Source organism: Flavobacterium sp., from assembly GCF_043756175.1.
Lineage (GTDB): Bacteria > Bacteroidota > Bacteroidia > Flavobacteriales > Flavobacteriaceae > Flavobacterium.
In genome coordinates this window covers 18,343-43,840 of the sequence record NZ_JAYURN010000112.1, presented here as the reverse complement: position 1 = coordinate 43,840, position 25,498 = coordinate 18,343, and the positions used below count along the sequence as shown (strand labels likewise).

Genomic DNA, 25,498 nt, shown 5'->3' with positions numbered 1-25,498 from the left:
AATGGAATGTTTAATTAAAATAATATTATGGACGCATTAAGCTACAAGACACAATCTGCAAGCAAAGCCACTATCACAAAAGAGTGGATTGTTGTAGATGCTGATGGTCATAACTTAGGTCGTCTTGCATCAAAGGTCGCTATGATCCTTAGAGGTAAGTACAAGCCAAGTTACACACCACACGTGGACTGCGGAGATAACGTAATTGTTATCAACTCAGAGAAAATCAACCTTACAGGTAACAAAATGGACGAGAAGACTTACATCCGTCACACAGGTTATCCAGGAGGACAAAGAAGTTTGACTGCAAAAGTTTTGCAATCAAAAAACCCTGCTCTATTAGTAGAAAAAGCAGTAAAAGGAATGTTACCTAAAAATAAATTAGGAGCTGAGCTTTTTAGAAATTTAAATGTTGTTGTAGGATCAGAGCACAAACAAGGCGCTCAGAAACCTAAAACAGTTAACCTAAACGATCTTAAGTAATGGCAGCAATTCACAAAATCGGTAGAAGAAAATGTGCAGTTGCACGTGTTTATGTATCGGAAGGAACAGGAGTAATCACTGTTAACAAAAAAGCGTTTGCAACTTATTTCCCAACAGCTACTTTACAGTACAAAGTTTTACAACCAATGTCAATGACAGAAAATGTAACTAACTATGATGTAAAAGTAAATGTTTACGGAGGTGGTAGCACAGGACAAGCAGAAGCAGTAAGAATGGCTTTAGCAAGAGTAATGTGTGAAGTTGGAGAAGGAAACAGAGCAATCTTAAAACCAGAAGGATTACTAACGAGAGACCCAAGAATGGTTGAACGTAAAAAATTCGGTCAGAAGAAAGCCCGTAAGAGATTCCAATTCTCTAAACGTTAATATTTTTTTATTAAAAACTAAGTTATTGTTGCTCTTCCTGTCGAGGCAGGAAACTAGTTTAGCATCTAAATGGTTAAGACCTGATTACACAATCGCTACTTAATCATTGCTAATTCAACAGAACGTAAACTATTACAAAATGGCAAATAAAATAGAAGTTAAAGACTTACTAGAAGCAGGTGTTCACTTCGGACACATGACTAGAAAATGGGATCCAAACATGGCTCCTTACATCTATATGGAGCGTAATGGAATTCACATTATCAATCTATATAAAACTGCAGCAAAAATTGAAGAAGCTAATGAAGCTCTTAAAAAAATCGCTGCATCAGGTAGAAAAATACTTTTCGTAGCTACCAAAAAACAAGCTAAAGACATCGTAGCTGAAAAAGCTGCTGCTGCAAATATGCCGTACATCACTGAAAGATGGCCTGGTGGAATGTTAACAAACTTTGTTACAATCCGTAAAGCTGTTAAGAAGATGTCGACTATCGACCGCATGAAAAAAGACGGAACTTTTATGACTTTGTCTAAAAAAGAACGTTTACAAGTGGATCGTTTGCGTGCAAAATTAGAGAAAAACTTAGGGTCTATCTCTGATATGTCAAGATTGCCTGCTGCATTATTTGTAGTAGATATCAAAGCTGAACACATCGCAATTAAAGAAGCTCAAAAATTAAACATTCCAGTTTTCGCAATGGTAGATACCAACTCTGACCCACGTCTTGTTGAGTACGTTATCCCTGCAAACGATGATGCTTCTAAATCAATCGATAAAATTTTAACTTTAGTAACTGAAGCTATTATTGATGGTCTTGCAAACAGATCATCTGATAAAGAAGCTGACGCTACTACTGAAGAAGTTGCTCAAGAAGAAGTTACAGATACAAAAGCTGACGAAAAAGCAATTGTAGCTGAAGCTGCTAAAACTGAAGAGTAATTATTTAATTACGAATTACGAATTATCAATTACGAGTTTTTTAGCGTAATTCGTAATTTGTAATTCGTAATTTTTTTTATAACTAATAAAAATAATAAATATGGCAACTATCACTGCTGCAGACGTAAATAAATTAAGAACCATCACCGGAGCTGGAATGATGGATTGTAAAAAAGCTTTAGTTGAATCAGATGGAGATTTTGATTTAGCAATCGAAAATTTACGTAAAAAAGGACAAAAAGTAGCTGCAAACCGTTCAGATAGAGAATCTACTGAAGGAGCTGCAATTGCTGTTGTAAATGCTGACAATACTGCTGGAGTTGTTATCACATTAAACTGTGAAACTGACTTCGTAGGTATGAACGAAAACTTCGTGAAAATGGCTGTTGAAATGGCAAATCTCGCTTTAAATTTTGACAACAAAGAAGAATTCTTAGCTTCTGATTTTAATGGTATTACTATTGCTGATAAACTAATCGAGCAAACAGGAGTTATCGGAGAAAAATTAGAAATTAGAACTTTCGAAAAATTAGAAGGTGCTTTCGTTGGGTCTTACATTCACTCAGGAAACAAAATTGCAACTTTAACTTCATTCTCTGCAAAAGCAGACGGTATCGAAGAAGCTGCAAGAAACGTAGCAATGCAAGCTGCTGCAATGAATCCAATCGCATTAGACGAAGCTGGAGTAAACGCAGAAGTTATTGCTAAAGAAATAGAAATTGCTAAAGATATGCTTCGTCAAGAAGGAAAACCAGAAGCAATGATCGAAAATATTGCAAAAGGTAAATTAGGTCGTTTCTTTAAAGACAACACTTTAGTTAACCAAGATTATATTAAAGATAGCTCAATGAGTGTTGCTAATTATGTTAAATCGATCGATGCTAACTTAATTGTAACAGGTTTCAAAAGAGCAGCTTTAGGATAATTTATTCCAAAATTAAATACAAAATCCCATTTCATTTATTTGAAATGGGATTTTTTTATAAAAACAACTTGCCTATTCTTTTATTATTTTTTTAATTCCTAATTTTCCGTCAATAGTTTTTATCTGCATGAGATATATTCCGTTTGATAAATCTGAAATATCTATTTTCGCTTCATGAGAAGATTTTACTTTTCTTCCTTCTAATGAAATAATTTCAATATTTTCGATATTTTCTACGCTTTTTACAGTCACTATTCCGCTTGTTGGATTTGGATAAATGCTAAAATTAGAAAAGGAATTGAAATCGTTTCTACTTAGTGGAGCTGATTCATTGAATAAACTAGTGACATTTCCAGGAGTTAGTGTGGTTTTATAAAATCGAATATCATCAATCGTATCTGTATATCTATTTGCAACGGCTAAATTTCCAAAACTGTTATTTCCCATTATTAGGTTGTTATTTGGTAAAAAATCAGGCGAACTAGTGCCATTTCCACCAGTGGCGGTAGTTGCATTATAAGTTCGTGTTATCGTGTTTTTAAGCACATTGTCTACATAAATTTTATAAACATTTTCAAATGCCCAATTTGGTGCTCCTGCATAATTGTAATAGCTTCTTCCGGTTATAGTTATTGTCACATGATGCCAATTGTTATCAGCAATATTGGTGTTTGAAGTACAATCCCACCAACCTGTATGACCTGTGTAGGTATTTAAACCTCCATTAGCAGTCCATCTCCATAAATAATTACACGATAAGCTAACAATTCCGTTTCGTAAATAAACATACCAACCTCTCGAAGATGAGTCATTTGCAGTATTAACTCGTTGTGATTGTTCCATAATATTTCTAAAATTAGTATCGTTTATAGCTGTTTTTACCCAAAAACTCATACTAAGACTTGTTGCTGATTGTACTGGAACACGACTCAAATTGTCGCCAGCTAGATTTATAGCATTTGATGCCGCTCCAAATCTGTCGGTTGTAAAGGTGGCAGCACTTCCTGTTTTGGTTAAATTTTCTGCTGTGCCAAAAGTGTCTAATGTATTGTTTGTAAATTTATACTCACTATCTAAATTAGTAGTAGGTATTTGTGCTAATGCTTTTAAAGAGCATAAAAGAACTAAAAAAAATAGTTTTGATTTCATAAGATTTGTTTTATTGATTAGGAGACAAATTTGCAATATTTGATAATTCGTCGTAAATCAAAATAGAATCCATTTGATTCATTTGGCTTTTATTTGTGTCTCAAAACTTCCATTTGATTCAAAGTTGAGTTTTCTCACATAAAAAGTATATTTTTGATTAAAATTGGATCCAATTATTTGAAATAATAAAATGAATAAAAGTAGGTTTGACTCATTCGTGTCATTAGGAATTCGTAATTCTATACAATCCAATTCGGAAATTAAAAGAATCAAACTGTTCAATGCATTTTGTTATTGTTGGTATGTTACTGCGGTAATTTTACTTTTAAATTATTTAATCAAAACACCCATTCTTTACTTGAATGTTGTTGTGCATTTTTTACAATTAATGGTTATTATTTTAGCTCAATACTTGCACGCCAAAGGAAAATATGAAACTGCGCGATTTATGTTTGCAATGATGCTTATTGTTAATAGTTTTGTTTTTGGAAATTTCCTAAAAAAAGGACAATTGTTAGAATTTTACTTAATTTTAGCGCCTGCCGTAAGTTTAGTGCTAACTGATAATAAGAAAATAAATTACAGTATTTTTACTCTTGCACTTTTGTGTTTTGCTATCCCAAATTCTTTTTTCAAACATTACGCTACTATTAATTTTTATAGTCCAGCTTTAGTTTGCTTATTCATTTTGTTTTATATTTTGACTAATTATTTTAAAAAGCAAAATGAAAAAACAGAAAATCTATTAAAAGTAGAGCGTGATAAAGTTATTGCTGATAAAGTTCTTTTGGAAGAACAAAGAAATAAACTCGATAAACTTAATGAATTCAAATCGCACTTTTTTGTCAATTTTTCACACGAAATCAGAACACCATTAACTTTAATTCAAGGAAATGCATCAAGAATTAATTTAAAAGGTTCTGTCGAAGAAAATCAAGAAAAAATTAACCTCATTAATAATCAAATCCAACTAATTCAAGGTATTATTAGCGATATTATTAATTTGAGTAAAATTGATTCTAATGAATTTACAATTGATGCTAAAATGGTTTCTTTGCAACCTTTCTTAAAAAAGCATTATGTAGAATTTAAAGAAGTCTTTCAAAAAAAGGAAATTCAATTTAATTTAAAAATGAATATCCCTGAAATTTCTGTCTTTATAGATGAGGATTTGATGTCCAAATCTATCAATAATTTACTGTCCAATGCTTTAAAGTTTACACCTAAAAGAGGAATTGTTGAAATCGAAGTTCTTTTAGAAAAGGACTTGATTATCGCAATAAAGGATTCAGGAATTGGAATCCCAAAATACGATTTAGATAAAGTATTTGATCGTTTTTTTCAATCTAAAAACGACATTACCAAGAGTCAGGGTAGTGGAATAGGTTTGTCTTTTACTCAAAATATAGTAGAGGCGCATCAATTTGAAATTTCGTTGTCTAGTGTTCCAAACGAAGCAACAATATTTTCGATTACCATTCCCGAAAAAGCTATTGAATACTGTGCAACAAAAGCGAAAATGAGTACGATTAGTACTAAAAAAAGCATTCCGAAAGAAATGTGTGTCTATAAATCAAATACTTTAAATAGATCCGTTTTGATTGTAGAAGACAATTTACAAATGAGAAATTATTTGAAAGAAGTTTTAGAAAATTATCAAATAACCGAAGCCGAAAACGGGCAAGAAGCAATTGAAATTCTTCAAAAACAATCATTTGATATTGTTATTACAGATTATATGATGCCTGTTTTAGATGGGGAAGGATTGGTTGTAAAAATCAAAGAACTTGAGCTAAAAACACCAATAATTGTATTAACGGCAAGAAGCGATCAAGAAGGAAAGCTCAATATGCTTCGATTGGGGATTGATGGCTATTTAAATAAGCCTTTTATAGAGGAAGAGTTGCATTTAATGATAAAAAAATCGTTGCAATCATTAGATATTTTGCAGTTATTTGAGACTACTTTGGCAACAGAAGAAAAAGAAAGTCTATCAGTTTTTGCTAATAAATTTAATCTTGAATTAAATGAACTAATTTATACTCACATGCATTCATCAACTTTTGGAGTTGAGGATATTGCTTTACATTTAAGTATTTCTAAAAGTACTTTAAACCGAAAAACGAAAGCAATTTTAGGGCAAACGACACAAGAACTGATCATGGAAGCTCGTTTTCAAAAAGCAAAAACATTATTATTAGAGAATCCTTATGCTACAAAAAAAGAAATAGCCGAGAGTATTGGAATTACGAATGCAACTTACTTTTTTTCAAAATTAAACGAGCGTTTTGGGAATTTGATTTAAAAATTAATGTTTTCATTAATTAACCTTTGTTCAATTACTTAAAACAATAAAATACCTAACTTTGATAAAACACTAATTCATGTTCAAAACCAAAAGAGAACTTATTTTTGTAATTCTAGCAGGAATATTCATTACCAATGCCGTTGTTGCAGAACTTATAGGCGGAAAATTAATACAAATTGGCTCATTTGTCATGAGTATCGGAATATTGCCTTGGCCAATCGTTTTTATTACCACCGATTTAATAAACGAATATTTCGGAGAAAAAGGAGTGCGAAAACTATCTTTTATAACCGCCTGCTTAATTGCTTATGCCTTTATAGTTTTGTTATTTGCAATCGCAATTCCAGCAGCCAAAGGAATTAGTCCTGTAAATGATAATCAGTTTCAAGCCGTTTTCGGGCAAAGTATGTGGATAATCGTGGGAAGCATCATAGCTTTTCTAGTTTCACAACTCATCGATGTTAGTGTTTTTTGGTATTTCAAAAACAAAACAGGTGACAAAAAAATATGGCTCAGAACAACAGGTTCTACAGTAATTTCGCAATTATTTGATTCCTTTATTGTTTTAGGAATAGCATTTTGGTTGCCAGGTAAAATAAATTTCGAAACATTTATTACTTCGGCACTAACCGGATACACTTTCAAGCTAATTATTGCAATCGCTTTAACGCCAATGATTTATTTAGGTCATGACCTTATTAAAAAACATATTTCGGAAGATTAATAAATAATAAAAACCAATTTTATAAAACGGAAGAATATCTTTATATTTGCAGTACATAACAAGCACAAAATTGCAATGAAATACAAAAGAATTCTTCTAAAATTAAGTGGTGAAGCACTAATGGGAGACCGTCAATACGGAATAGATCCAAAACGTTTAGCAGAATATGCTGATGAAATAAAACAAATTCATGATTTAGGAGTTCAAATCGCCATTGTCATTGGAGGAGGAAATATTTTTAGAGGTATTGCAGGTGCAAGTAATGGTATGGATAGAGTTCAGGGAGATTACATGGGAATGCTTGCCACAGTCATAAACGGAATGGCATTGCAAGGTGCACTCGAAGAAAAAGGAATGCTTACTCGTTTGCAAACTGCTTTAAAAATTGAAGCTATTGCCGAGCCTTACATTAAAAGAAGAGCGGTAAGACATTTGGAGAAAAACAGAATTGTAATTTTTGGTGCAGGAACAGGAAATCCTTATTTTACAACCGACACAGCAGCTGTTCTAAGAGGTGTTGAAGTAAATGCCGATGTTATTCTGAAAGGAACTCGTGTAGATGGTATTTATTCTGAAGATCCAGAAAAAAATAAAGATGCAGTAAAATTTGATTACATTTCGTTTGAAGACGTACTCAAAAAAGGATTAAATGTCATGGATACAACAGCATTTACATTAAGTCAAGAAAATAAATTACCGATCATAGTTTTTGATATGAACAAAGAAGGAAATTTACTTAAAATTTGCAAAGGAGACAACATTGGAACAGTAGTAAATATATAAATCAGACAACTTAGATTTTTAGACTTCTTAGACTTTCATAAAACTTATATTAGTTCAAGAAATCTTAGTAGCCTAACAATCCAAGAAGTCTAACAATCTAAAATAAAATGACTGAAGAAATTGATTTTATTCTCGATAGTACAAAAGAATCTATGGAAGGTTCTATTGCCCATTTAGAAAAAGAATTTTTAAATATTCGTGCAGGAAAAGCTTCTCCAGCTATGCTAGGAAGTGTTTTTGTAGATTATTATGGCTCGGCAACACCACTTTCGCAAGTTGCAAAAATCAGTGTGCCAGATGCTAGAACAATCACTTTGCAACCTTTCGAAAAAAACATGTTGCAAGTAATTGAGAAAGCGATTATGATTGCTAATATTGGTTTTAATCCAATGAACAATGGAGATTTAATCATAATTAGTGTTCCTCCACTTACGGAAGAAAGAAGACGCGAATTAGCAAAACAAGCCAAAACAGAAGCAGAAGATGCTAAAATAGGTGTTCGTAACGTTCGTAAAGATGCTAATTCGGATATCAAAAAATTAGAAAAAGACGGAACATCAGAAGATATTTGTAAAAGCGCCGAAGAAAGCGTTCAGAAACTTACAGATACTTTTATTAGAAAAATAGATGAGCTGTTAGTAGTCAAAGAGGCTGAGATAATGAAGGTTTAACTTTAGTTAAAAAAAAGCCTAAAAATCCGTTAAGTTTTAAAAAACTTAACGGATTTTTTATATTTAAAAGAATTTAATGCGTTTATGTTATTTTTTTTGATATTTTTACTCTCCAACTAAAGTAAAATCTATTTTTTAATTTTAAACTTTACCTACTATGAATATAAAAAAAATACTTCTTAGCGCCTTTGTTTTATTATTCTTTTTTCAAAATACATTATTCTCGCAAGAAACTATTCCTGAAAATCTATTTGCAGGTATTGAAATAGGTAGTAAAGGTATAAAAATGTCTGTTTTAGATGTTAAAAACATCAAAAGAGGAGATTTTGTTATTAAATCTTATTGGTCCGAAAATGTTGGTATCGCAAAAGGAATAGCTATTGATGGTAATCTTGCCAAAGAAGACATAGATAAGGCAGCGGCTACAGTACTTTCTAATTATATAAAAATAAAAAACGAGTTTAAAGTAACTGATGAAAACATATTTATAGTTGGTTCCTCGGGTGTTGCTATGGCAAAAAACACAAAAGAACTAATAGATAAAGTTAAACTGTCAACAAACAAAAACTTAGATTTTATTGATGCACAAACAGAAGGAAAAATGCTGCTAAAAGGTTGCGTTCCGCCTTCGGATTATAAAGATTCGATGATTTTAGATATTGGTGGTGGAAACACTAAAGGAGGATATGTCGACGTAAGGAATGATGATGCATTTGTCTTTTTTCCTTTAAGTGTAAGTTATGGTACTATAACGCTTACAGAAGCTGTAATAAAAAAAACAAGGAAAGACGATATTTCGGAATATAACGAGAAATCATTCGGATTCCTTCCTACATTAAGAGATCAAATAAACGCAATGTATGGAACTAGTCCGGTAGCTTTAGAAAAAGAAAAAGTATTTATGTCAGGTGGAGCAGTATGGGCTTTTTATACGCTTTATAACGGAGCAGCAAAGGAAAGTTTTAATAAGTTTAATCTAGAAGATGTACTTAATTATGATGCAATTTTGAAAAATAATTTTAAAAAATTTGAAGAATTAGCTAAAACTGATAAAGATGCTGAAAAAGTTTTGAAAACCTATTCACAAAAATATTTAATCTCAGGAAGTAACATCCTTCTAGTTTGTCTTGAAGCAATTCCGGGAATAAATGACAAAAAATTATACTTCGCTAAAGAGGGACAAATAGCCTGGCTAGTCTCTTATATTGCTGATAGATCTAAAAAAGTTAAAAAAATATATTAATAATTTTATTCAATTATAATAACAAAATCGATAAGTAGAATCCCAATGCTATTTTTTGATTTAAAAACCAAATAAAATGAAAAGTTATTTCAACGCCTACATTGATAGCTTTAGAGGTTTCTCAAGAGAAGTCTGGGTTTTAACATTCATAACCTACATCAATCGTGCTGGAGCAATGGTAATGTTGTTCCTAACTAAATATTTGCATGAAAACCTTTTTTTTAGCCTTACTCAAGTAGGTTGGATGTTTGTTTGTATCGGAGTCGGTGCATTATTTGGCAATTGGATCGGGGGGAAGCTAACAGACAGATTAGGGTTTTACACTATCATGTTGTCTAGCCTTTTTTTAACAGGCTTCGGTATTATTTCCTTAATGTTTTTATATGATTTTGTAGAAATATGCATAGGGTTATTTCTAGTAACGGCTATTGCTGACATGTATAAACCCGCAATGTATGTTGCGGTATCTAATTTTACCAACAAAAAAAACAGAACCAGAGCATTAACTTTAATTAGACTAGCTGTAAATTTAGGAATTGTATCAGGACCTGTTATAGCGGGATTAGTTATACAAAAAGACAATTACGACATGCTTTTTTGGATAGATGGCATCACGTGCATTGTTGCAATTTCTGTATTCATGTTGCTCATCGATGAAAGTAAAATATATAAAGCCCGAAGAAAAATTAATAAAGACAGAAAAAAGAATAAAGTAGCAATCGGAAATTCAAAATTTGATTCTAACTTTGTCATCTTCTTATTTGCAAGTTTTCTTACTGCTTTTTTGTTTTTTCAATTATTTACAACAATACCACAATATAACTCCGATAAACTCAAACTTGACGAATTTCAAATAGGAATGTTGCTTGCATTAAATGGCTTATTAGTATTCCTTTTTGAGATGCCATTAATAGGTTTTTTAGAAAGGAAAAGTTTTGAAGCAACCAAAATAATATTATTAGGTTCGGTATTTATGACTTCAGGATTCTTCTTTTTGTTATTTTCAAAATCTGTCGCAATACTAATTGTTAGCATTTTTCTAATAACCTTAGGGCAAATATTGCTTTTTTCATTTTCTAATACTTTTGCATTTACACGAGCTGTTCAAGGACAAGAAGGAAAATACATGGCTTTCTATGCTATGAGTTTTAGTGCAGCACAAATATTAAGCCCAAAAATAGGCCTTAGTGTTATCGAAAATTTTAATTATTTTTCAAACTGGTTACTAATGGGGGTTATAGGACTCATAGGTATTGTACTCTATTACAAGCTAGACAAAAATATCAGATTTGAAACGCTTGCTAAAAGGGTTTAATAATCTACTTTAATTAGAAATAAAAATAATAGCTTTATAAAAAAAAATAGTTAAAAAAAATGTCAAAAAAAAACAAGAAAAAACAAAACAGTAAAAGTTTTAAAATTGTAATTATTCTATTGTCCCTTATTATGCTAAGTAGCCTTTTTTATGCATATAAATCCTCAAGCAAATCAAAAAAAGAAATCATCTCTCTTAGGGAAGAAAAAGAAAATATGCTGAAAGATTTAGAAAAATCTCAATTGTTTTTAACTCAAATAATGACATCAAACAAATCATTATCAAATAAATTGCTTAAAGAACAAAATAAAGTAAAACAGCTTATACTCGACTTGAAGTCACAAAGTATTACTGAAAAAACACTTGTCGATTATAAACAAACAGCAAGTATTACCGATAATAGGATTAAAGCATTACTTAGCGAAATAAACACTTATAAAAGTAAAATTGACAGTACCAATGCTGTTTTAACCAAAACCAATGTTACGTTAACTAAAACTAGCGCTAGCTTGATTAAAGAAAAAACAAAAAATGATACACTAACGGTTTCTAACAACAAGTTATCAAAGAAAATTACCGAAGCCTCAAAGTTGTATTTTTATGAGTTTAAAACAAATTTCTATAAATCGAAAGGTTCTGGGAAACTAAACGAAACTGACAAAGCCAGCAAAATAAATCTAATAAAAGTTAGTTTTATGATTGCCGAAAATGATTTGGCAAAATCGACAAACAAAGATTTTTACATTCAAATTATAGATACTAAAAACAATGTTTTAGGAAGTAATAATGTCGAAAAATTTGGTAATGAAACTTTAAATTATAGCGCTTCAAAAAAAGTTAAATATCAGAATAAAACTATTAAAGTAGAATGCGAAATACCAGTAACTAATTTACAAGAGGGTATTTTATTTATTAATGTTTTCGATAAATCTAAAGTTATTCTAAATACAACAATTACTTTGTCGTAATAAAACTTCAATTCTTTAAATTACATAACTAATCCGATTTCTTCGGATTTTTTATTTATTAAAGTTATATTTGTAAGTATTCCTGCAAAAAAAGTAATGAAAATTTATGACTTCAAAAAAGCAACTTTCTTTTATATGTTTTTTCCTTATCCTTTTTGCTAATATAAAAATTATTGCACAAGAAAACACATCTAATAATGATACAATTATAAAGAAAGTAATTCTGTATAAACGAGTAAACAATCCTAATAATTACGAATTTACAGCTTACAACAAACTTATAATTACCGCAAATCCTGATTTAATAGAAGGCAGAATAGATTCTGTTTTTGTCACCAAACATAAGAGAAAAGTATTGTCTGAGATAGACTCTTCCGATTATTTTTTTAAAAAAATTATCTCAAAGCAACACCTATACCAAACAGAAAAAATTTCAAAATTTCAGGTTGTAAATAACCATCAGAAAGAAAGGATCTTGGCTACAAAAATGGCAGGTTTCAAAGAGCCTATTTTCGAATATTTTGCTTTGCAATTACAGCCTTTTTCGGTTTATGATGATAAATATTCACTAGTAGAAAAAGGATACACAAGCCCAATTTCTGATAAAGGATTAAGAAAATATAATTATAATTTTATAGAAACTAGTGTTTTAGAGAATCGAAAAGTTTATAAAGTTTCATTTCAACCCAAAAAAAAATCTAAAATAGATCAGATGGAAGGGATTTTATTTATTGATGCCCAAAAATTTAGCATTGCAAAAATAGAGTTGAAAGTTTCGGGATTAGTACAAATAAAATCCAATCATAATTTTCAGTACAATAAAGAACTAGGTAATTGGTTTCCAATAAAAAGCAACCTTTCTATAAAAAAAGGAAACAGTAAATTCCCTATTAAGATCCTTGGTGAAACTATTACTTTTGAGGGTAATGATTCTAAAATAAACCCTACAGGCAAAAAATACGCTTCAGATTTTGTCGAAATTAAATCTAATACAACCTATTTTGAGCCAAGATTCAATGAGATTCAAAAAATAAAACATCCAGATATTGCCATAACAATAAGCGAAAATGCAATTTCAAAAAAAGAACCACTTTGGTATAATTATTTTAATGATTCGACCGATGTTAAGAGTGTTGCAACTTACTTTTCATTAGACAGTTTGATTCAGAAAAGAAAGTACGAAAACAAAATTAAAATTGGCAGGAAAGTGCTCAAAGGTTATTATCCAGTTGGCTTTTTTGATGTCGATTTGCGTTATGTTTTTCGTTACAACAATTATGAAGGATTCAGATTAGGCATAGGTGGAATTACGAATGAAAAACTCTCTAAAAATTACAAACTAGAAGGATATTATGTTTATGGAACAAAAGATGGTTTTTTTAAAGGATACATTGCCAACTCATTTCGTGTAGATAATCACTCGGAAACTTGGTTGGGTTTTTCGTACAAGGATGATGTAAACGAAATTGCAAGCACTTCTTTTGAAGTTGATAAACGAACCTTCAAAATTTACGATCCGAGGCCGTTTAATATTAGTACTTTTTATAATCACGTAACTTGGAGAGGGTTTGTTGAAACTAAAATTATTCCAAAAACAGAAAGCATTTGGCAAATTTCGCAAAGTGATATTATTCCCAGATTTGATTATTTATACAAACTAAATGATAATTTGTATAATAAATTTAAAACAACTGTACTAGCCGTTTCCTTGCAATGGAATCCGCTTAGTAAGTACATGCAAACTCCAAACAAAACAATTGAGATTGATAAAAACTACCCGAAATTTACTTTTCAGTTTTCAAAAACTATTCTTAAATTATGGAATAATGATTTCGATTTTGGTAAAATAGATTTTCGATTTGATTACAAAAAAAAGTTTAACTCAAACCACAAACTAATGTTTCTTATGGAAGGTGGTTATGCATTTGGCGATGTCCCAATAACGCATGTTTACAATCATTCACCAAATAATCTGACCAAAGATAAAATTATACAGCGCATCACTTTTGCAGGAAAAGACAGCTTTGAGACCATGTATTATAATGAGTTCTTCTCGAATAAATATGCTTTTTTTCAGTTAGAACATCAGTTTCCTAAATTTGAAATTAGCAAAAAAATAAAACCTGTTTTTTCTATTGTTACCAAATACGGAATTGGAAGTTTAGAGAATCTAGACCGACATTTAAACCTAAACTTTAAGACACTTGAGAAAGGTTTTATGGAATCTGGATTTGAGTTAAATCAAATATATCAAGGATTGGGATTCGTTGCTTTTTATAGATATGGACCAAACCAATTACCAAGTTTTGAAGACAATATTGCTATAAAATTAAGTATTAAAATTGATTTAGGGCTTTAAAACTTAAGGTTTGATAATTAAAACAGAAGGCAAATTGCTTAACCAAACGCTTTGCGAATCGACTAATTTCTTCCAGCTATCTAAACTAATAACCATCAAATCTTGTTTGATTAAGAATGATTTTAGTATCTGATCCTCATTTACTAGGGCAATATTATCTGGGTAGGTTTTCTCTAAAGTTTGTATGGCATTTTTTATCAAAAAGTTGTTTTCTATCTGATTATTTACATCAATAATTTTAATTTTTGAATTGTTATTATAGACTAATTTTTGAATATAATCAACCAGAAAAGAATCGTCAGTGCTAAAGAAAGGGACAAATACCTTGTCGGTATAATTCAATTCGTTGTCTACAAGAATACCCAATGGGGTTTTGTTTTTGGCAATAATTTGACGTGTCCTCTCATCAAAAATCGAATTCGCAAACAAGCCTTCTTTTCCAGTAATCTTATCGAGTAGTCTGTCTGGATTTATTATCCTTGTGGTAAATCCCAACACTTTACCAAGTAAAGTTCCTTCAAATATAGATTTTCCTAATCCTACTAACAGTAAGTCATAGTCACCATGATTGGCAATGTCCGCAATGTCGGTTTCAATGTCGATTGTTGCTTTAAATATCGTATTTATATCTTGATTTAATGATTTAGATTCTTCAAGGATAGGAATGAAAGTTTCTTTTTCATAGTCTTCAAGATTAAAACCATGCATTTCATCACTAACCGATAGATGCATTGCAGTTATGGTAGAAACTTCTTTTTGTTTTTTGATTAAGCTATTTGCCAATCGAAGCAATGATTTTCCTTTTTCGTAGTTTCCAAACGAAATAAGAATTTTATATTTATTAATTTCAATTACATCTTCTGGAGTTAATGTTTCTTTCTCTTTAAAAACATGGTTTATTAAATCCAGAGCTGGCCCAGTCATAAATGTGGTAACTAATGCCATAATAACCATCATGGTAAACATTTCAGAAGTTAGTACTCCTAAATCGTAACCAATATTTAAAACGACTAGTTCCATTAATCCGCGGGTGTTCATTAAGGCGCCAATTGTTAAACTGTCTTTCCAGTTTTGGCCTACAAATTTAGCAGCAAGGGCACTTCCCACAAATTTCCCTACGACTGCAACTAAAATAATAAATCCCGTAATTTTCCATAAATAAGGATCGTTAATCAATCCTATCTGTGTACGCAACCCTGTGAAAACAAAAAATAAGGGAAGTAAAAGTATTAAGGCAACATCTTCAACTTTTTCGATAAAAATATTTCTGAATTTAGATACATCTGGCATGATAACACCTGTCATAAACGCACCAAAAAGTGCATGAATCCCTATGACCTCGGTTGCATAAGATGATAAAATAAGTGTTAGAAAGAAAATGGCAACAACAGGTTTGCTTAAATTTTCGTTGTTCGAATACAAATCGCCTACTCGTTTGAAGAATGGTTTTATTAGAAACAACATGATCAAAACATAAAATATTGCTAGACCAATAACGTAAAGAGAACTTTCAAATGTTCCAGCTTTTACAATGGCAATAACAACAGCAAGCAAGCACCAAGCTGTAATGTCATCAGCGGCGGCACAAGTAATCACGATGCTTCCTAATTTTGTTTTATGAATTCCTCTTTCTTGTACAATTCTTGCCAAAACCGGAAATGCAGTAATACTCATTGCGATTCCCATAAACAAACTAAAAGACAGAAATTCGACTCCTTGTGGTGCAAATTTATGATATACAAAATATGCTAAAGAAATTCCTAACGCAAACGGAATAACTATACTGGCATGACTTATTACAACAGCTTCATTGGCTTTGTTTTTTAGTACTTTCAGGTCTAATTCCATTCCTATAACAAACATGAAGAGGATTAGTCCAATTTGACTCAAGAATTGAAGGTTTCCAAGAGATTCTATTGGGAATAATGCCAATGAAAACTCTGGAAAATACATTCCTACAACTGATGGGCCAAGAAAAATACCTGCTATAATTTCTCCAATCACTGATGGTTGACCAATTTTCTTGAAAATCCAGCCAAAAAAACGAGCCACAATAATTATGGTAATTATTTGGCCTAATAAAATGGCCAAAGGATGGTGTAAATTATGTGTTAGCGAATCTAAAAATTGATTCCACTCTGTATTTTTTGCTGAAGGAGCGATAATTTTTCTTCCAATTTCTAGGCTTTTACCTTGTCCAACAACCCAGTATATTAAAGCCGTAAAAACGCCAGTAACAGTAAAATAAAACAATGCATTTTTTAAATTTTTCATAAAAAAACAGGAGAATTATCAGCTTTATATTTTACAAAGATGACAAAATTCACCTACAAATAAAAACATTCAATAAATTAATCACTTAAAATTAATATTAAGAGAATTAACACATTAAAACTTTTTATTTAAACAGTTAAACTTTATAGGTTTTAATTACCTTTGCTTTCCATTTTAGATTTTATGAAAAAGATGTTAAGTATAGGTTTTTGGGAGTTTATTGCCCGAGTAATCCTTAGAAATAGAATTGTTTTTTTATCAGGAATTGTAATTATTACAATCCTATTTTCCATGCAATGGAAAAACATTAAATTCACACAAACCGAAGCCAACCTTATTCCGTTTGATGATCAGATAAATGTAGATTATAGATCATTCTTAAAAAACTTTGGCGAAGAAGGCAATCTTGTAGTAATTGCAACTAAAGACCCAAAATTATTCACTCCAAAAGTTTATAAAGCTTGGAGTGATTTAATGACTACTATTCAATCTCATAAAGAGGTTGATTTAGTAATTTCTATTAGTAATTTAAAGAAATTGGTTAAAAATGATTCGCTCGAAAAGTTTGAACTTACCCCATTAATAAATGCTAATAAAACTAAAAGTCAAGCTTATTTGTCGCAAGTGAAATCTGAATTATTAAATAAATTGCCTTTTTATGAAGGTTTGCTGTTTAATAAAAAATCAGCTGCAATCCGATCGGCAATATATTTAGACAAAAAAATAATCAATACAAAAGCAAGAAAAGAGTTTGTACTTAACAAATTAATTCCTGAAATTGAAAAGTTTGAAAGTGAAACTGGTGTTGATCTTCGAACTTCAGGAATGCCATACATTCGAACATTAAACGCAAAAACAATTCTAGACGAAATAGGTTTGTTTATTGGTGCTGCATTACTCATTACAGGGCTTATTTTCTTTTTCTTTTTTAGATCATTTCGAGCAACCATAATTTCCTTAATTATTGTAATTATTGGCGTTATGTGGTCATTCGGTTTGTTAGGATTGTTAGGTTACGAAATCACGGTACTCACGGCGCTTGTCCCGACATTAGTTATTGTTATCGGAATTCCTAACTGTATTTTCTTGACTAACAAATACCATCAAGAATACAAAATTCACGCCAATAAAGCCAAGGCGCTACAACGTGTTATTACAAAAACAGGAACGGCAACACTAATGACAAACCTGACAACAGCGTTAGGATTTGCAACATTTATTGCAACTAATAATGTTTTGCTAACAGAGTTCGGTGTCGTGACTTCGATAAATATTATTGCGCTTTATGTTTTGTGTTTAATTATTATTCCAATATTTCACAGTTACATTCCTGCACCAATTCCTAGACATTTAGGACATTTAGAACGAGAATATCTTACTTCATTCATGGATTGGATTTTGCGAACCGTAAAGTACAATCGTGTGGGAGTTTACATCACTGCTATTTTATTATTAATTCTTGGGATAGTTGGTATTTATGAAATGCGAATTTCAGGAAGTATTATTGAAGACATGCCCAAGAGTACAGCTTTTTTTGATGATATTCGGTTCTTTGAAAAAGAATTTGATGGTGTAATGCCATTGGAGATAATGATTGACACCAAACGCAAAAAAGGCGTCATGAAATTATCGATGCTCAAACGCATGGAAGAACTCGAAGAAACGATTCAAGAAATTCCTGAATTAGCAAAACCACTGTCAATAGTAAATTTAGTTAAATATTCGAAGCAAGCTTATTATAACGGAAATCCCGAATATTATGAATTACCAACACAACAAGAACAAGCTTTTATTTTGTCGTATGCAAAAAATGCTATGCAAAATTCGAAAGAAAATTTGATGAAAAGTTATGTAGATTCGACAGGACAATTTGCCAGAATTACGACTTTTATTAAAGACGAAAATGGTGAAAAAATGAATGCTATCGAAGCTCAAATTAGAGCCAAAGCCAATAAATTATTTCCATCACCGCAATACAATTTTATTGTTACAGGAAAGGCGTCGGTTTTTCAGAAGGGAACGCAATATTTGTTGGATAATTTACTGTCATCATTGGCTTTTGCATTTCTTATCACCTCATTATTGGTTTTAATTATGTTTCGTTCTGTCAAAATGGTGATTGTATCGTTAATCCCAAATTTATTACCCTTAGTTCTTACAGCAGGATTAATGGGCTTTTTAGGAATTCCACTAAAACCATCAACCATATTAGTTTTCGGAATTGCTTACGGACTTTCGGTCGATGATACTTTACGTTTTCTTGCCCAATACAGATTAGAATTAGCTAGAAACGATTGGAAGATAAAAAAATCAGTTATAGCCACGTTTAACGATGCTGGAATCAGTATGTTTTATACGTCGATAGTCTTGTTTTTCGGATTTTCGGTGTTTATGTTGTCTAGTTTTGGAGGGACCGTAGCACTTGGAGGATTGGTCGCAATAACACTGTTCTTCGGAATGTTGTCTAACTTGGTTTTGTTGCCAGCACTTGTGTTGTCATTAAACAAAACACTGTCGAACGAACAAGAATTTATTAAACCAACTATCGATATTTTAGAACATTCCGATGAAGAAGTTGATGAGTTAGAAAATAAAAAATAGTTTCTGTTTTTGATGAAAATTCAAAAATAATGAATAATCCCAGCGATACTAGCCCTGATAGCAGTGGAAATCCTTTTGCTTTTTCCTTTAAAAAGCAAAAGATTGGAACGGATAGCGGGAAATAGCTTCTAAAAATTACAACAAATCAATTATATTTGCAACAATATATTACAATTATCAAAATACAATGAAACATACAAGAATTTTAGACTTACTAAATAGCACTCAAACACTTCAAGAAGTAAATGTAAAAGGTTGGGTAAGAACTTTTAGAAACAATCAGTTTATAGCCTTGAACGATGGTTCGACTATTCATAATATTCAGTGTGTGGTCGATTTTGAAAATACCGCTGATGAAACACTAAAACGTATTACAACTGGCGCTGCTGTTTCTGTAACTGGTGCTTTAGTAGAAAGTCAAGGTGCTGGTCAGAAATATGAAGTTCAAGTTTTGAAATTAGAAATTCTTGGCGATTCTGATGCTGAGAAATTCCCAATACAACCTAAAAATAAACCAAGTTTAGATTTCTTGCGTGAAAATGCCCATTTGCGTGTTCGAACAAATATGTTTGGGGCGATTATGAGAGTGCGTTCGGTTTTGTCATATGCTGTGCATAGTTATTTTCAAGAAAAAGGGTTTGTGTATGTAAATACACCAATTATTACAGGATCTGATGCGGAAGGAGCTGGAGAAATGTTTAAAGTAACCGCTTTACCTTTCGACAATACACCAAGAACTGAAGAAGGAAAAGTAAATTACAAAGAAGATTTCTTCGGAAAAGAAACCAATCTAACGGTTTCGGGACAATTGGAAGGAGAAACTTTTGCCATGGCTTTGGGTCAGATTTATACTTTTGGACCTACGTTTAGAGCCGAAAATTCGAATACTTCTCGCCATTTGGCAGAATTTTGGATGATCGAACCAGAAGTGGCTTTCAATGATTTGACTGACAATATGGACTTGGCCGAAGATTTTATTCAATATGTAATAAAATACACGATGGACAAATGTCCAGACGATTTGAAATTCTTAGAAGGTCGTTTATTAGACGAAGAAAAATCGAAACCACAAGCGGAACGCAGCGAAATGGCTTTGTTAGAAAAACTAAATTTTGTTTTAGAAAACAATTTCAAACGGGTTTCTTATACCGAAGCGATTGATATTTTGAGAGATTGTCCTCCAAATAAAAAGAAAAAATTCAATTATATTATTAACGAATGGGGAGCCGATTTGCAAAGTGAACACGAACGTTATTTGGTTGAAAAACACTTCAAATGTCCTGTGATTTTATTTGATTATCCAGCAAATATCAAAGCATTTTACATGCGTTTGAACGAAGATGGAAAAACAGTTCGTGCCATGGATATCCTTTTTCCAGGAATTGGAGAAATCGTAGGTGGATCTCAACGAGAAGAGCGTTTTGATGTTCTTGTCGAAAAAATGAAAGCACTAGGAATTGATGAAGAAGAATTATGGTGGTATTTAGATACACGCCGTTTCGGAAGCGCTGTTCACTCAGGTTTCGGACTTGGTTTCGAGCGTTTGGTTCTTTTTGTAACTGGAATGACAAACATTCGTGACGTAATTCCTTTTCCTAGAACACCAATGAATGCGGAATTTTAAAAAAATAATTTAGGAAGTTTAGAAGGTTTATAAGTTTAGAGTGTTTCTAGAACTAAACCTTCTGACCTTCTAAATCTTCTAAACCCTGAACACAAAATGTTAAAGCAGTTTCTAAATCTCAAATTATCTCAAAAATTATCTCCACAACAAATCCAGTTGATGAAGCTAATACAATTGCCTACTCAAGCATTCGAACAACGTTTATTAGAAGAAATGAACGAAAATCCGGCATTAGAAGGAGGAGATGATCAAGAAGAAACTTACGAAAAAGATGAATTCGATAATAATGAAGATTATGATGAGTATGAAGACAATGACAGCATCGACTCTGGCGACATAAACATAGACGAATATTTAAGTAACGACGAAACACCCGATTACAAAACGCAAGCCAATAATTATAGTGATGATGATGAAGAGAGAGAATCACCATTATCTGCTCCAGTTAGTTTTCATCAAGATTTAATAAATCAGTTAAATACTTTTATCTTGACCGATGATCAGCGTGATATTGCTGAGTTTTTGGTTGGGAGTATCGATGATATGGGTTATATCAGAAGAACAATACAAGATATTGTCGATGATATGGCGTTTACGCAAGGCATTTATACCGATGAAAAAACAGTCGAAAAAATTCTGCATATTGTTCACGAATTAGAACCTTCAGGAGTAGGAGCTCGAGATTTACAGGAATGTTTGTTATTGCAATTGAAACACAAAACACCAACTGAATCTGTTGCCTTGGCAATTAGTATTATTCAAGATCAGTTCGAAGCATTTACAAAAAAACATTACGACAAATTAATATTGAAATTCTCAGTTTCTAGGGAGCAACTTAAAAATGGAATTGACGAAATCGAGAGATTAAACCCAAAACCAGGTGGTGCTTTTACTGGAAGTAACAAAATGACCGAACACGTGGTGCCTGATTTTGCTATAAAAATTGTAGATAACGAATTAGAATTGACCTTAAACGGAAGAAATGCACCTGAACTTCATGTTTCGAAAGATTATCAGGACATGATGAAAACTTATAAGGATTCTAAAGACAAATCGAATGCGCAGAAAGATGCGGTTCAGTTTATCAAGCAAAAATTAGATTCTGCAAAATGGTTTATCGATGCTATAAAACAACGTCAGGAAACATTGTATGTTACGATGAATGCTATAATGCATTTTCAACAAGAGTACTTCCTAGATGGCGATGAAGCCAACCTAAAACCAATGATTCTAAAGGATATTGCGGACATGATTGGGTTGGATATTTCGACAGTTTCGCGTGTAGCAAACAGCAAATATGTAGACACGCCTTATGGGACAAAACTAATTAAAGAATTCTTCTCGGAAGCAATGACAAACGACCAAGGAGAAGAAGTTTCTACTATCGAAATTAAAAATATTCTTCAAACTGTCATCGCAGAAGAAGACAAAAGTAAACCTTTGCCAGATGACCAACTGGCAGATATTCTTAAAGAAAAAGGCTATCCTATAGCCCGAAGAACCATTGCGAAATACCGTGAGCAATTGGATATTCCTGTGGCGAGAATGAGAAAGAAAATGTAAAAATTGAAATATTACTTCTGAAAGCAGGTTATATAAAAACAATTGCAGGATTTTTTGAGAAAAACCAAAGCAATAATGACAGACCAGCTATTATTTTTGCAGACATTACATTTGTAAAAAGCGAACCAAAATCATCGGCACAAGATGCTTTTGTGCTTCATGCAGGAACCAAAGTTTTTGTTTTAGAAAGCTTAAATAATTACAAAAAAATACAGCTTTTAGATTTAAAACAAGGTTGGATAGAAAAAAGTGCTATTTAAGGAGTTGAAGTAAATTTATCTATGCAAATACTATTACAAACAAAAGGTGGATTTATTCCCGAAAATCATACAGATTATATTTTTGTAACGACAGGTTCACGCCTCGAAGTTTCTCGTTGGTTTTATGTTTATCTATTAATATTACTTATTGGAGTTTTTATTTATTTCAAAAATAAAAGAAAGAAATCATAATTAAGTACTGGATTTGTATCTGTAGACTTTATTGTTTAGCTAAATAATTTTTCCATTCTTGAGACAAATAATAACTAAACTTTTTTAATGTTTCTTTTTGAGATGTATTACAATCTTTACAATTTTGATTTATCTTTGAAATGAATTTGTTTAAAATATTTGTATTTTTTTCATTGTCATATTCTAAAGAAAATTCTAACATTATTATCTTAGCCCAAATTTTTAAATCATTCGTAGTGAAGAATTTTTCATTTTCAAAATAATTTAGAAAATCTACAGTATTTGTTTCAATATAATCAAGTCCAGAATATCCTAAACCTTCTGCATAAGCACCATCAGCAATTTCATATGAGTTTGTAATCACTTTAAAATAGAAAATTCGTTCACATTTGTCTAAACTTTTTAATTTTTCAAAGTATTCAAGAGCTCTGACATCATTCTTAGCTTTATTTTCGAATAATTCTTTTGCGAGTTTTGGAGTTTTTAAATCTTTCAAGAATCTTTCTAGTTCACAATTTTCATATACTAGCTCTTTATCATCTGCAACTTTCTCTTTCAAATTCGTAAACCAATCCGTTAATGTCGGCAATAAAGTTTCCGATGTTTTTATACAAGGATTAAAAAGTATAGAGTTTTCCTGTGTTTCTTTAGATACAATCATGTAATTTATATTCACTTTTTGAAACAAACTCAATACAATTCCAATTAGCAAAGCAGTTTTAATAGTAGCAAAAAAACCGCCTGCCAAAGTATTTGCCCAGCCCAGAAAAGCAAAACTTGCTATTCCTGTAAAAATTTTGGCCAGAAAATGAATCGCAATAACAACAAGTAATAAAGTAACGATAAATGCAGAAACTTGAATGGTTTTAGGCGACCAAGAAACATGTTTTCCGAGAAAATCACTCATGATATAAGAGAATTTGATCGCAACAAAAATTCCAACAAAAAACGAAATCAAAGAAGCTAATTCTACAAAAAGTCCATTTTTAAAACCTTTGTAAAACCCAAAAACCAATAAAGCTCCTAAAATAATATCAATAATCCCCATAAATTTATTTTTATCAAATATATCAAAATTGTTTATTCCAAATACAACTCACTATCTTTACAGCCAAGAAAGATTTTGTTTTTTAGAATAAATCTAACCCGAGCGCCAGCGAACTGGCGAAGCAAATCCGAAATCTAAAATATAAAATTAAAATGTCAAGAGATATACAACTCAAAGAACGCTGGGAACAGCTTGTAAACATATTATCAGATCAATTTTCGCAAGGAGAAGATTTAGATTTAGATGCCATCATTTATTTAATTGGTGTACAAGAATTAGGGAAATTTCATCAAACTTATAAAAAAGACGAAAAACTAAACCTGATGCACATTGCTATTTGTCGTTTGTTAGAGCCTTATGGTTACTACGAATTCGAATTTTTCGATAACGACGGCTGGCCTCATTATAAAGTAAAAGAAGAGTTACCGCCATTAAAAGCAGGAGAACAATCGGTGCTTATGAAAGATGCTATTGTAAACTACTTTTTAGAGAAAAAACTAATTGAATAAATTGGTGAAAATTCATTAAATTTGCACCTTTATTACCTGAACGATGACAGACAAGATTAAAGAATACATTGCCGAAGCAAAAGAATTTTCGACGCAAAATAAAGAAAAACTCGAAGAATTTCGAATCAAATTCTTAGGAAGTAAAGGATTGGTTAAAGATATTTTTGCCGAATTCAAAAATGTGCCAAACGATCAGAAAAAGGAATTTGGTCAAGTAATCAATTTATTAAAAACAATTGCTGAAGAAAAAGTAAAAACCATTCAGGAAGATCTTGAAAGCAAAGAAGAAATAAAAAGCTTCTATGGCGATTTGTCACGTCCTTCAGAACCTATAAAAATAGGCTCTCGTCACCCAATATCATTAGTGAAAAACCAAATTATCGACATCTTCTCAAATATCGGATTCAACGTGTCCGAAGGACCAGAAATCGAAGATGATTGGCATAATTTCACAGCATTAAACTTGCCAGAATATCATCCAGCTCGCGATATGCAAGATACATTTTTCATACAAACTAATCCAGATATTTTGTTGCGCACGCACACTTCATCAGTACAAGTGCGTTATATGGAAAACAACAAACCGCCTATAAGAACCATTTCGCCAGGACGCGTTTTTCGTAACGAAGCCGTTTCATCGCGTTCTCACTGTATTTTTCATCAAGTGGAAGGATTGTATATTGACAAAGACGTTTCCTTTGCCGATATGAAACAAACTTTGTTATATTTTACAAAAGAAATGTTCGGAAAATCGAAAATTCGATTACGTCCGTCATACTTTCCGTTTACCGAACCAAGTGCCGAAATAGATATTTATTGGGGACTAAAAACAGAAACTGATTACCGTATCACAAAAGGAACTGGCTGGCTAGAAATAGGAGGTTGCGGAATGGTCGATCCCAATGTTCTAAAAAATTGCGGTATCGAACCCGACGAATTCAACGGATTTGCCTTCGGAATGGGAATAGAAAGAATTGCTATGTTACTTTATCAAATAGGTGATATCAGAATGTTTTACGAAAACGACGTTCGTTTCCTAGAGCAATTTAAGTCAAATATATAATCAATTGTCAATCTGAGCTTGTCGAAGATTAGGAGCATATTCCAGCTATCCACTACAAGCTTTTTCTTCTCGTTTGTTTTTTTCAAGCCACAAAAGGAGCTTCTTTCAGT

21 protein-coding genes are annotated in these 25,498 nt (G+C 31.7%); 18 read left to right on the top strand and 3 right to left on the bottom strand.

The features are described 5' to 3' along the window. The first annotated feature begins 27 nt into the window (after positions 1-27). The 4 genes from rplM to tsf all read left to right on the top strand — a co-directional run bounded on the left by rplM (position 28) and on the right by tsf (position 2,734). The gene (gene rplM / locus ACH2BP_RS09115; protein ID WP_011962625.1) at positions 28-483 is read left to right on the top strand and encodes a 50S ribosomal protein L13; all 456 of its coding nucleotides are present in this window, start codon (positions 28-30) and stop codon (positions 481-483) included. Then, entirely contained in the window at positions 483-869 is a 387-nt protein-coding gene (gene rpsI / locus ACH2BP_RS09110) for a 30S ribosomal protein S9 (RefSeq protein ID WP_011962624.1), read from the top strand. The genes rplM and rpsI overlap by 1 nt, the downstream gene beginning before the upstream one ends. A gap of 139 nt (positions 870-1,008) precedes the next feature. Next, positions 1,009-1,809: a 30S ribosomal protein S2 gene (gene rpsB, locus ACH2BP_RS09105; RefSeq protein ID WP_395059213.1), complete on the top strand. Its 801-nt coding sequence runs from the start codon at positions 1,009-1,011 to the stop codon at positions 1,807-1,809. A 100-nt stretch (positions 1,810-1,909) separates the two neighbouring features. Continuing rightward, a complete protein-coding gene (gene tsf / locus ACH2BP_RS09100) occupies positions 1,910-2,734 on the top strand; it encodes a translation elongation factor Ts (RefSeq protein WP_395059137.1) in 825 nt (274 codons plus the stop codon). A gap of 72 nt (positions 2,735-2,806) precedes the next feature. On the opposite strand, the gene ACH2BP_RS09095 is transcribed toward tsf, so the two are convergent. Further along, positions 2,807-3,883 carry a T9SS type A sorting domain-containing protein gene (locus tag ACH2BP_RS09095; RefSeq protein WP_395059135.1) on the bottom strand — a complete coding sequence of 359 codons (1,077 nt, stop codon included), beginning with the start codon at positions 3,881-3,883 and terminating at the stop codon, positions 2,807-2,809. Between the two features lie 190 nt (positions 3,884-4,073). Here ACH2BP_RS09095 and ACH2BP_RS09090 point away from each other — a divergent pair, with 190 nt between their 5' ends. From ACH2BP_RS09090 to ACH2BP_RS09055, 8 genes are all read left to right on the top strand, one after another. Beyond that, positions 4,074-6,188 carry a response regulator gene (locus tag ACH2BP_RS09090; protein ID WP_395059133.1) on the top strand — a complete coding sequence of 705 codons (2,115 nt, stop codon included), beginning with the start codon at positions 4,074-4,076 and terminating at the stop codon, positions 6,186-6,188. Between the two features lie 79 nt (positions 6,189-6,267). Next, entirely contained in the window at positions 6,268-6,915 is a 648-nt protein-coding gene (locus ACH2BP_RS09085) for a queuosine precursor transporter (protein WP_395059131.1), read from the top strand. A 75-nt stretch (positions 6,916-6,990) separates the two neighbouring features. Continuing rightward, positions 6,991-7,698, top strand: a complete 708-nt coding sequence (pyrH, locus tag ACH2BP_RS09080) for a UMP kinase (RefSeq protein ID WP_395048012.1) — start codon at positions 6,991-6,993, stop codon at positions 7,696-7,698. A gap of 107 nt (positions 7,699-7,805) precedes the next feature. Continuing rightward, positions 7,806-8,369 carry a ribosome recycling factor gene (gene frr, locus ACH2BP_RS09075; RefSeq protein WP_395059129.1) on the top strand — a complete coding sequence of 188 codons (564 nt, stop codon included), beginning with the start codon at positions 7,806-7,808 and terminating at the stop codon, positions 8,367-8,369. 157 nt (positions 8,370-8,526) lie between these two features. Further along, positions 8,527-9,612 carry an exopolyphosphatase gene (locus ACH2BP_RS09070; RefSeq protein WP_395059127.1) on the top strand — a complete coding sequence of 362 codons (1,086 nt, stop codon included), beginning with the start codon at positions 8,527-8,529 and terminating at the stop codon, positions 9,610-9,612. A gap of 76 nt (positions 9,613-9,688) precedes the next feature. Further along, positions 9,689-10,927, top strand: coding sequence for an MDR family MFS transporter (locus ACH2BP_RS09065; RefSeq protein ID WP_395059125.1), 1,239 nt, complete (start codon positions 9,689-9,691; stop codon positions 10,925-10,927). A 215-nt stretch (positions 10,928-11,142) separates the two neighbouring features. Further along, positions 11,143-11,895 carry a hypothetical protein gene (locus tag ACH2BP_RS09060; protein WP_395059123.1) on the top strand — a complete coding sequence of 251 codons (753 nt, stop codon included), beginning with the start codon at positions 11,143-11,145 and terminating at the stop codon, positions 11,893-11,895. A 106-nt stretch (positions 11,896-12,001) separates the two neighbouring features. After that, entirely contained in the window at positions 12,002-14,254 is a 2,253-nt protein-coding gene (locus tag ACH2BP_RS09055) for a DUF5686 family protein (protein ID WP_395059121.1), read from the top strand. Between the two features lie 3 nt (positions 14,255-14,257). On the opposite strand, the gene ACH2BP_RS09050 is transcribed toward ACH2BP_RS09055, so the two are convergent. Further along, complete coding sequence (locus tag ACH2BP_RS09050; RefSeq protein ID WP_395059119.1) at positions 14,258-16,528, bottom strand: cation:proton antiporter; 2,271 nt, start codon at positions 16,526-16,528, stop codon at positions 14,258-14,260. A gap of 183 nt (positions 16,529-16,711) precedes the next feature. Here ACH2BP_RS09050 and ACH2BP_RS09045 point away from each other — a divergent pair, with 183 nt between their 5' ends. The 4 genes from ACH2BP_RS09045 (at position 16,712) to ACH2BP_RS09030 (ending at position 22,768) form a co-directional block, all read left to right on the top strand. Next, entirely contained in the window at positions 16,712-19,129 is a 2,418-nt protein-coding gene (locus ACH2BP_RS09045; RefSeq protein WP_395059117.1) for an RND family transporter, read from the top strand. Positions 19,130-19,316: 187 nt separating this feature from the next. Beyond that, positions 19,317-20,753: an asparagine--tRNA ligase gene (asnS, locus tag ACH2BP_RS09040; RefSeq protein WP_395059115.1), complete on the top strand. Its 1,437-nt coding sequence runs from the start codon at positions 19,317-19,319 to the stop codon at positions 20,751-20,753. 96 nt (positions 20,754-20,849) lie between these two features. Next, positions 20,850-22,316 carry an RNA polymerase factor sigma-54 gene (gene rpoN / locus ACH2BP_RS09035; RefSeq protein ID WP_395059113.1) on the top strand — a complete coding sequence of 489 codons (1,467 nt, stop codon included), beginning with the start codon at positions 20,850-20,852 and terminating at the stop codon, positions 22,314-22,316. Positions 22,317-22,597: 281 nt separating this feature from the next. Then, positions 22,598-22,768 (top strand): hypothetical protein, encoded by a 171-nt coding sequence (locus ACH2BP_RS09030; RefSeq protein WP_395059111.1) that lies wholly within the window; start codon positions 22,598-22,600, stop codon positions 22,766-22,768. A 28-nt stretch (positions 22,769-22,796) separates the two neighbouring features. Here ACH2BP_RS09030 and ACH2BP_RS09025 read toward each other — a convergent pair whose 3' ends face one another. Then, the gene (locus ACH2BP_RS09025; RefSeq protein WP_395059109.1) at positions 22,797-23,816 is read right to left on the bottom strand and encodes a CvpA family protein; all 1,020 of its coding nucleotides are present in this window, start codon (positions 23,814-23,816) and stop codon (positions 22,797-22,799) included. 152 nt (positions 23,817-23,968) lie between these two features. Here ACH2BP_RS09025 and ACH2BP_RS09020 point away from each other — a divergent pair, with 152 nt between their 5' ends. Both ACH2BP_RS09020 and pheS read left to right on the top strand, forming a co-directional pair. Continuing rightward, complete coding sequence (locus ACH2BP_RS09020) at positions 23,969-24,325, top strand: hypothetical protein (protein WP_395046695.1); 357 nt, start codon at positions 23,969-23,971, stop codon at positions 24,323-24,325. A gap of 43 nt (positions 24,326-24,368) precedes the next feature. Beyond that, positions 24,369-25,388, top strand: a complete 1,020-nt coding sequence (gene pheS, locus ACH2BP_RS09015) for a phenylalanine--tRNA ligase subunit alpha (RefSeq protein ID WP_395059107.1) — start codon at positions 24,369-24,371, stop codon at positions 25,386-25,388. Positions 25,389-25,498: the final 110 nt, after the last annotated feature.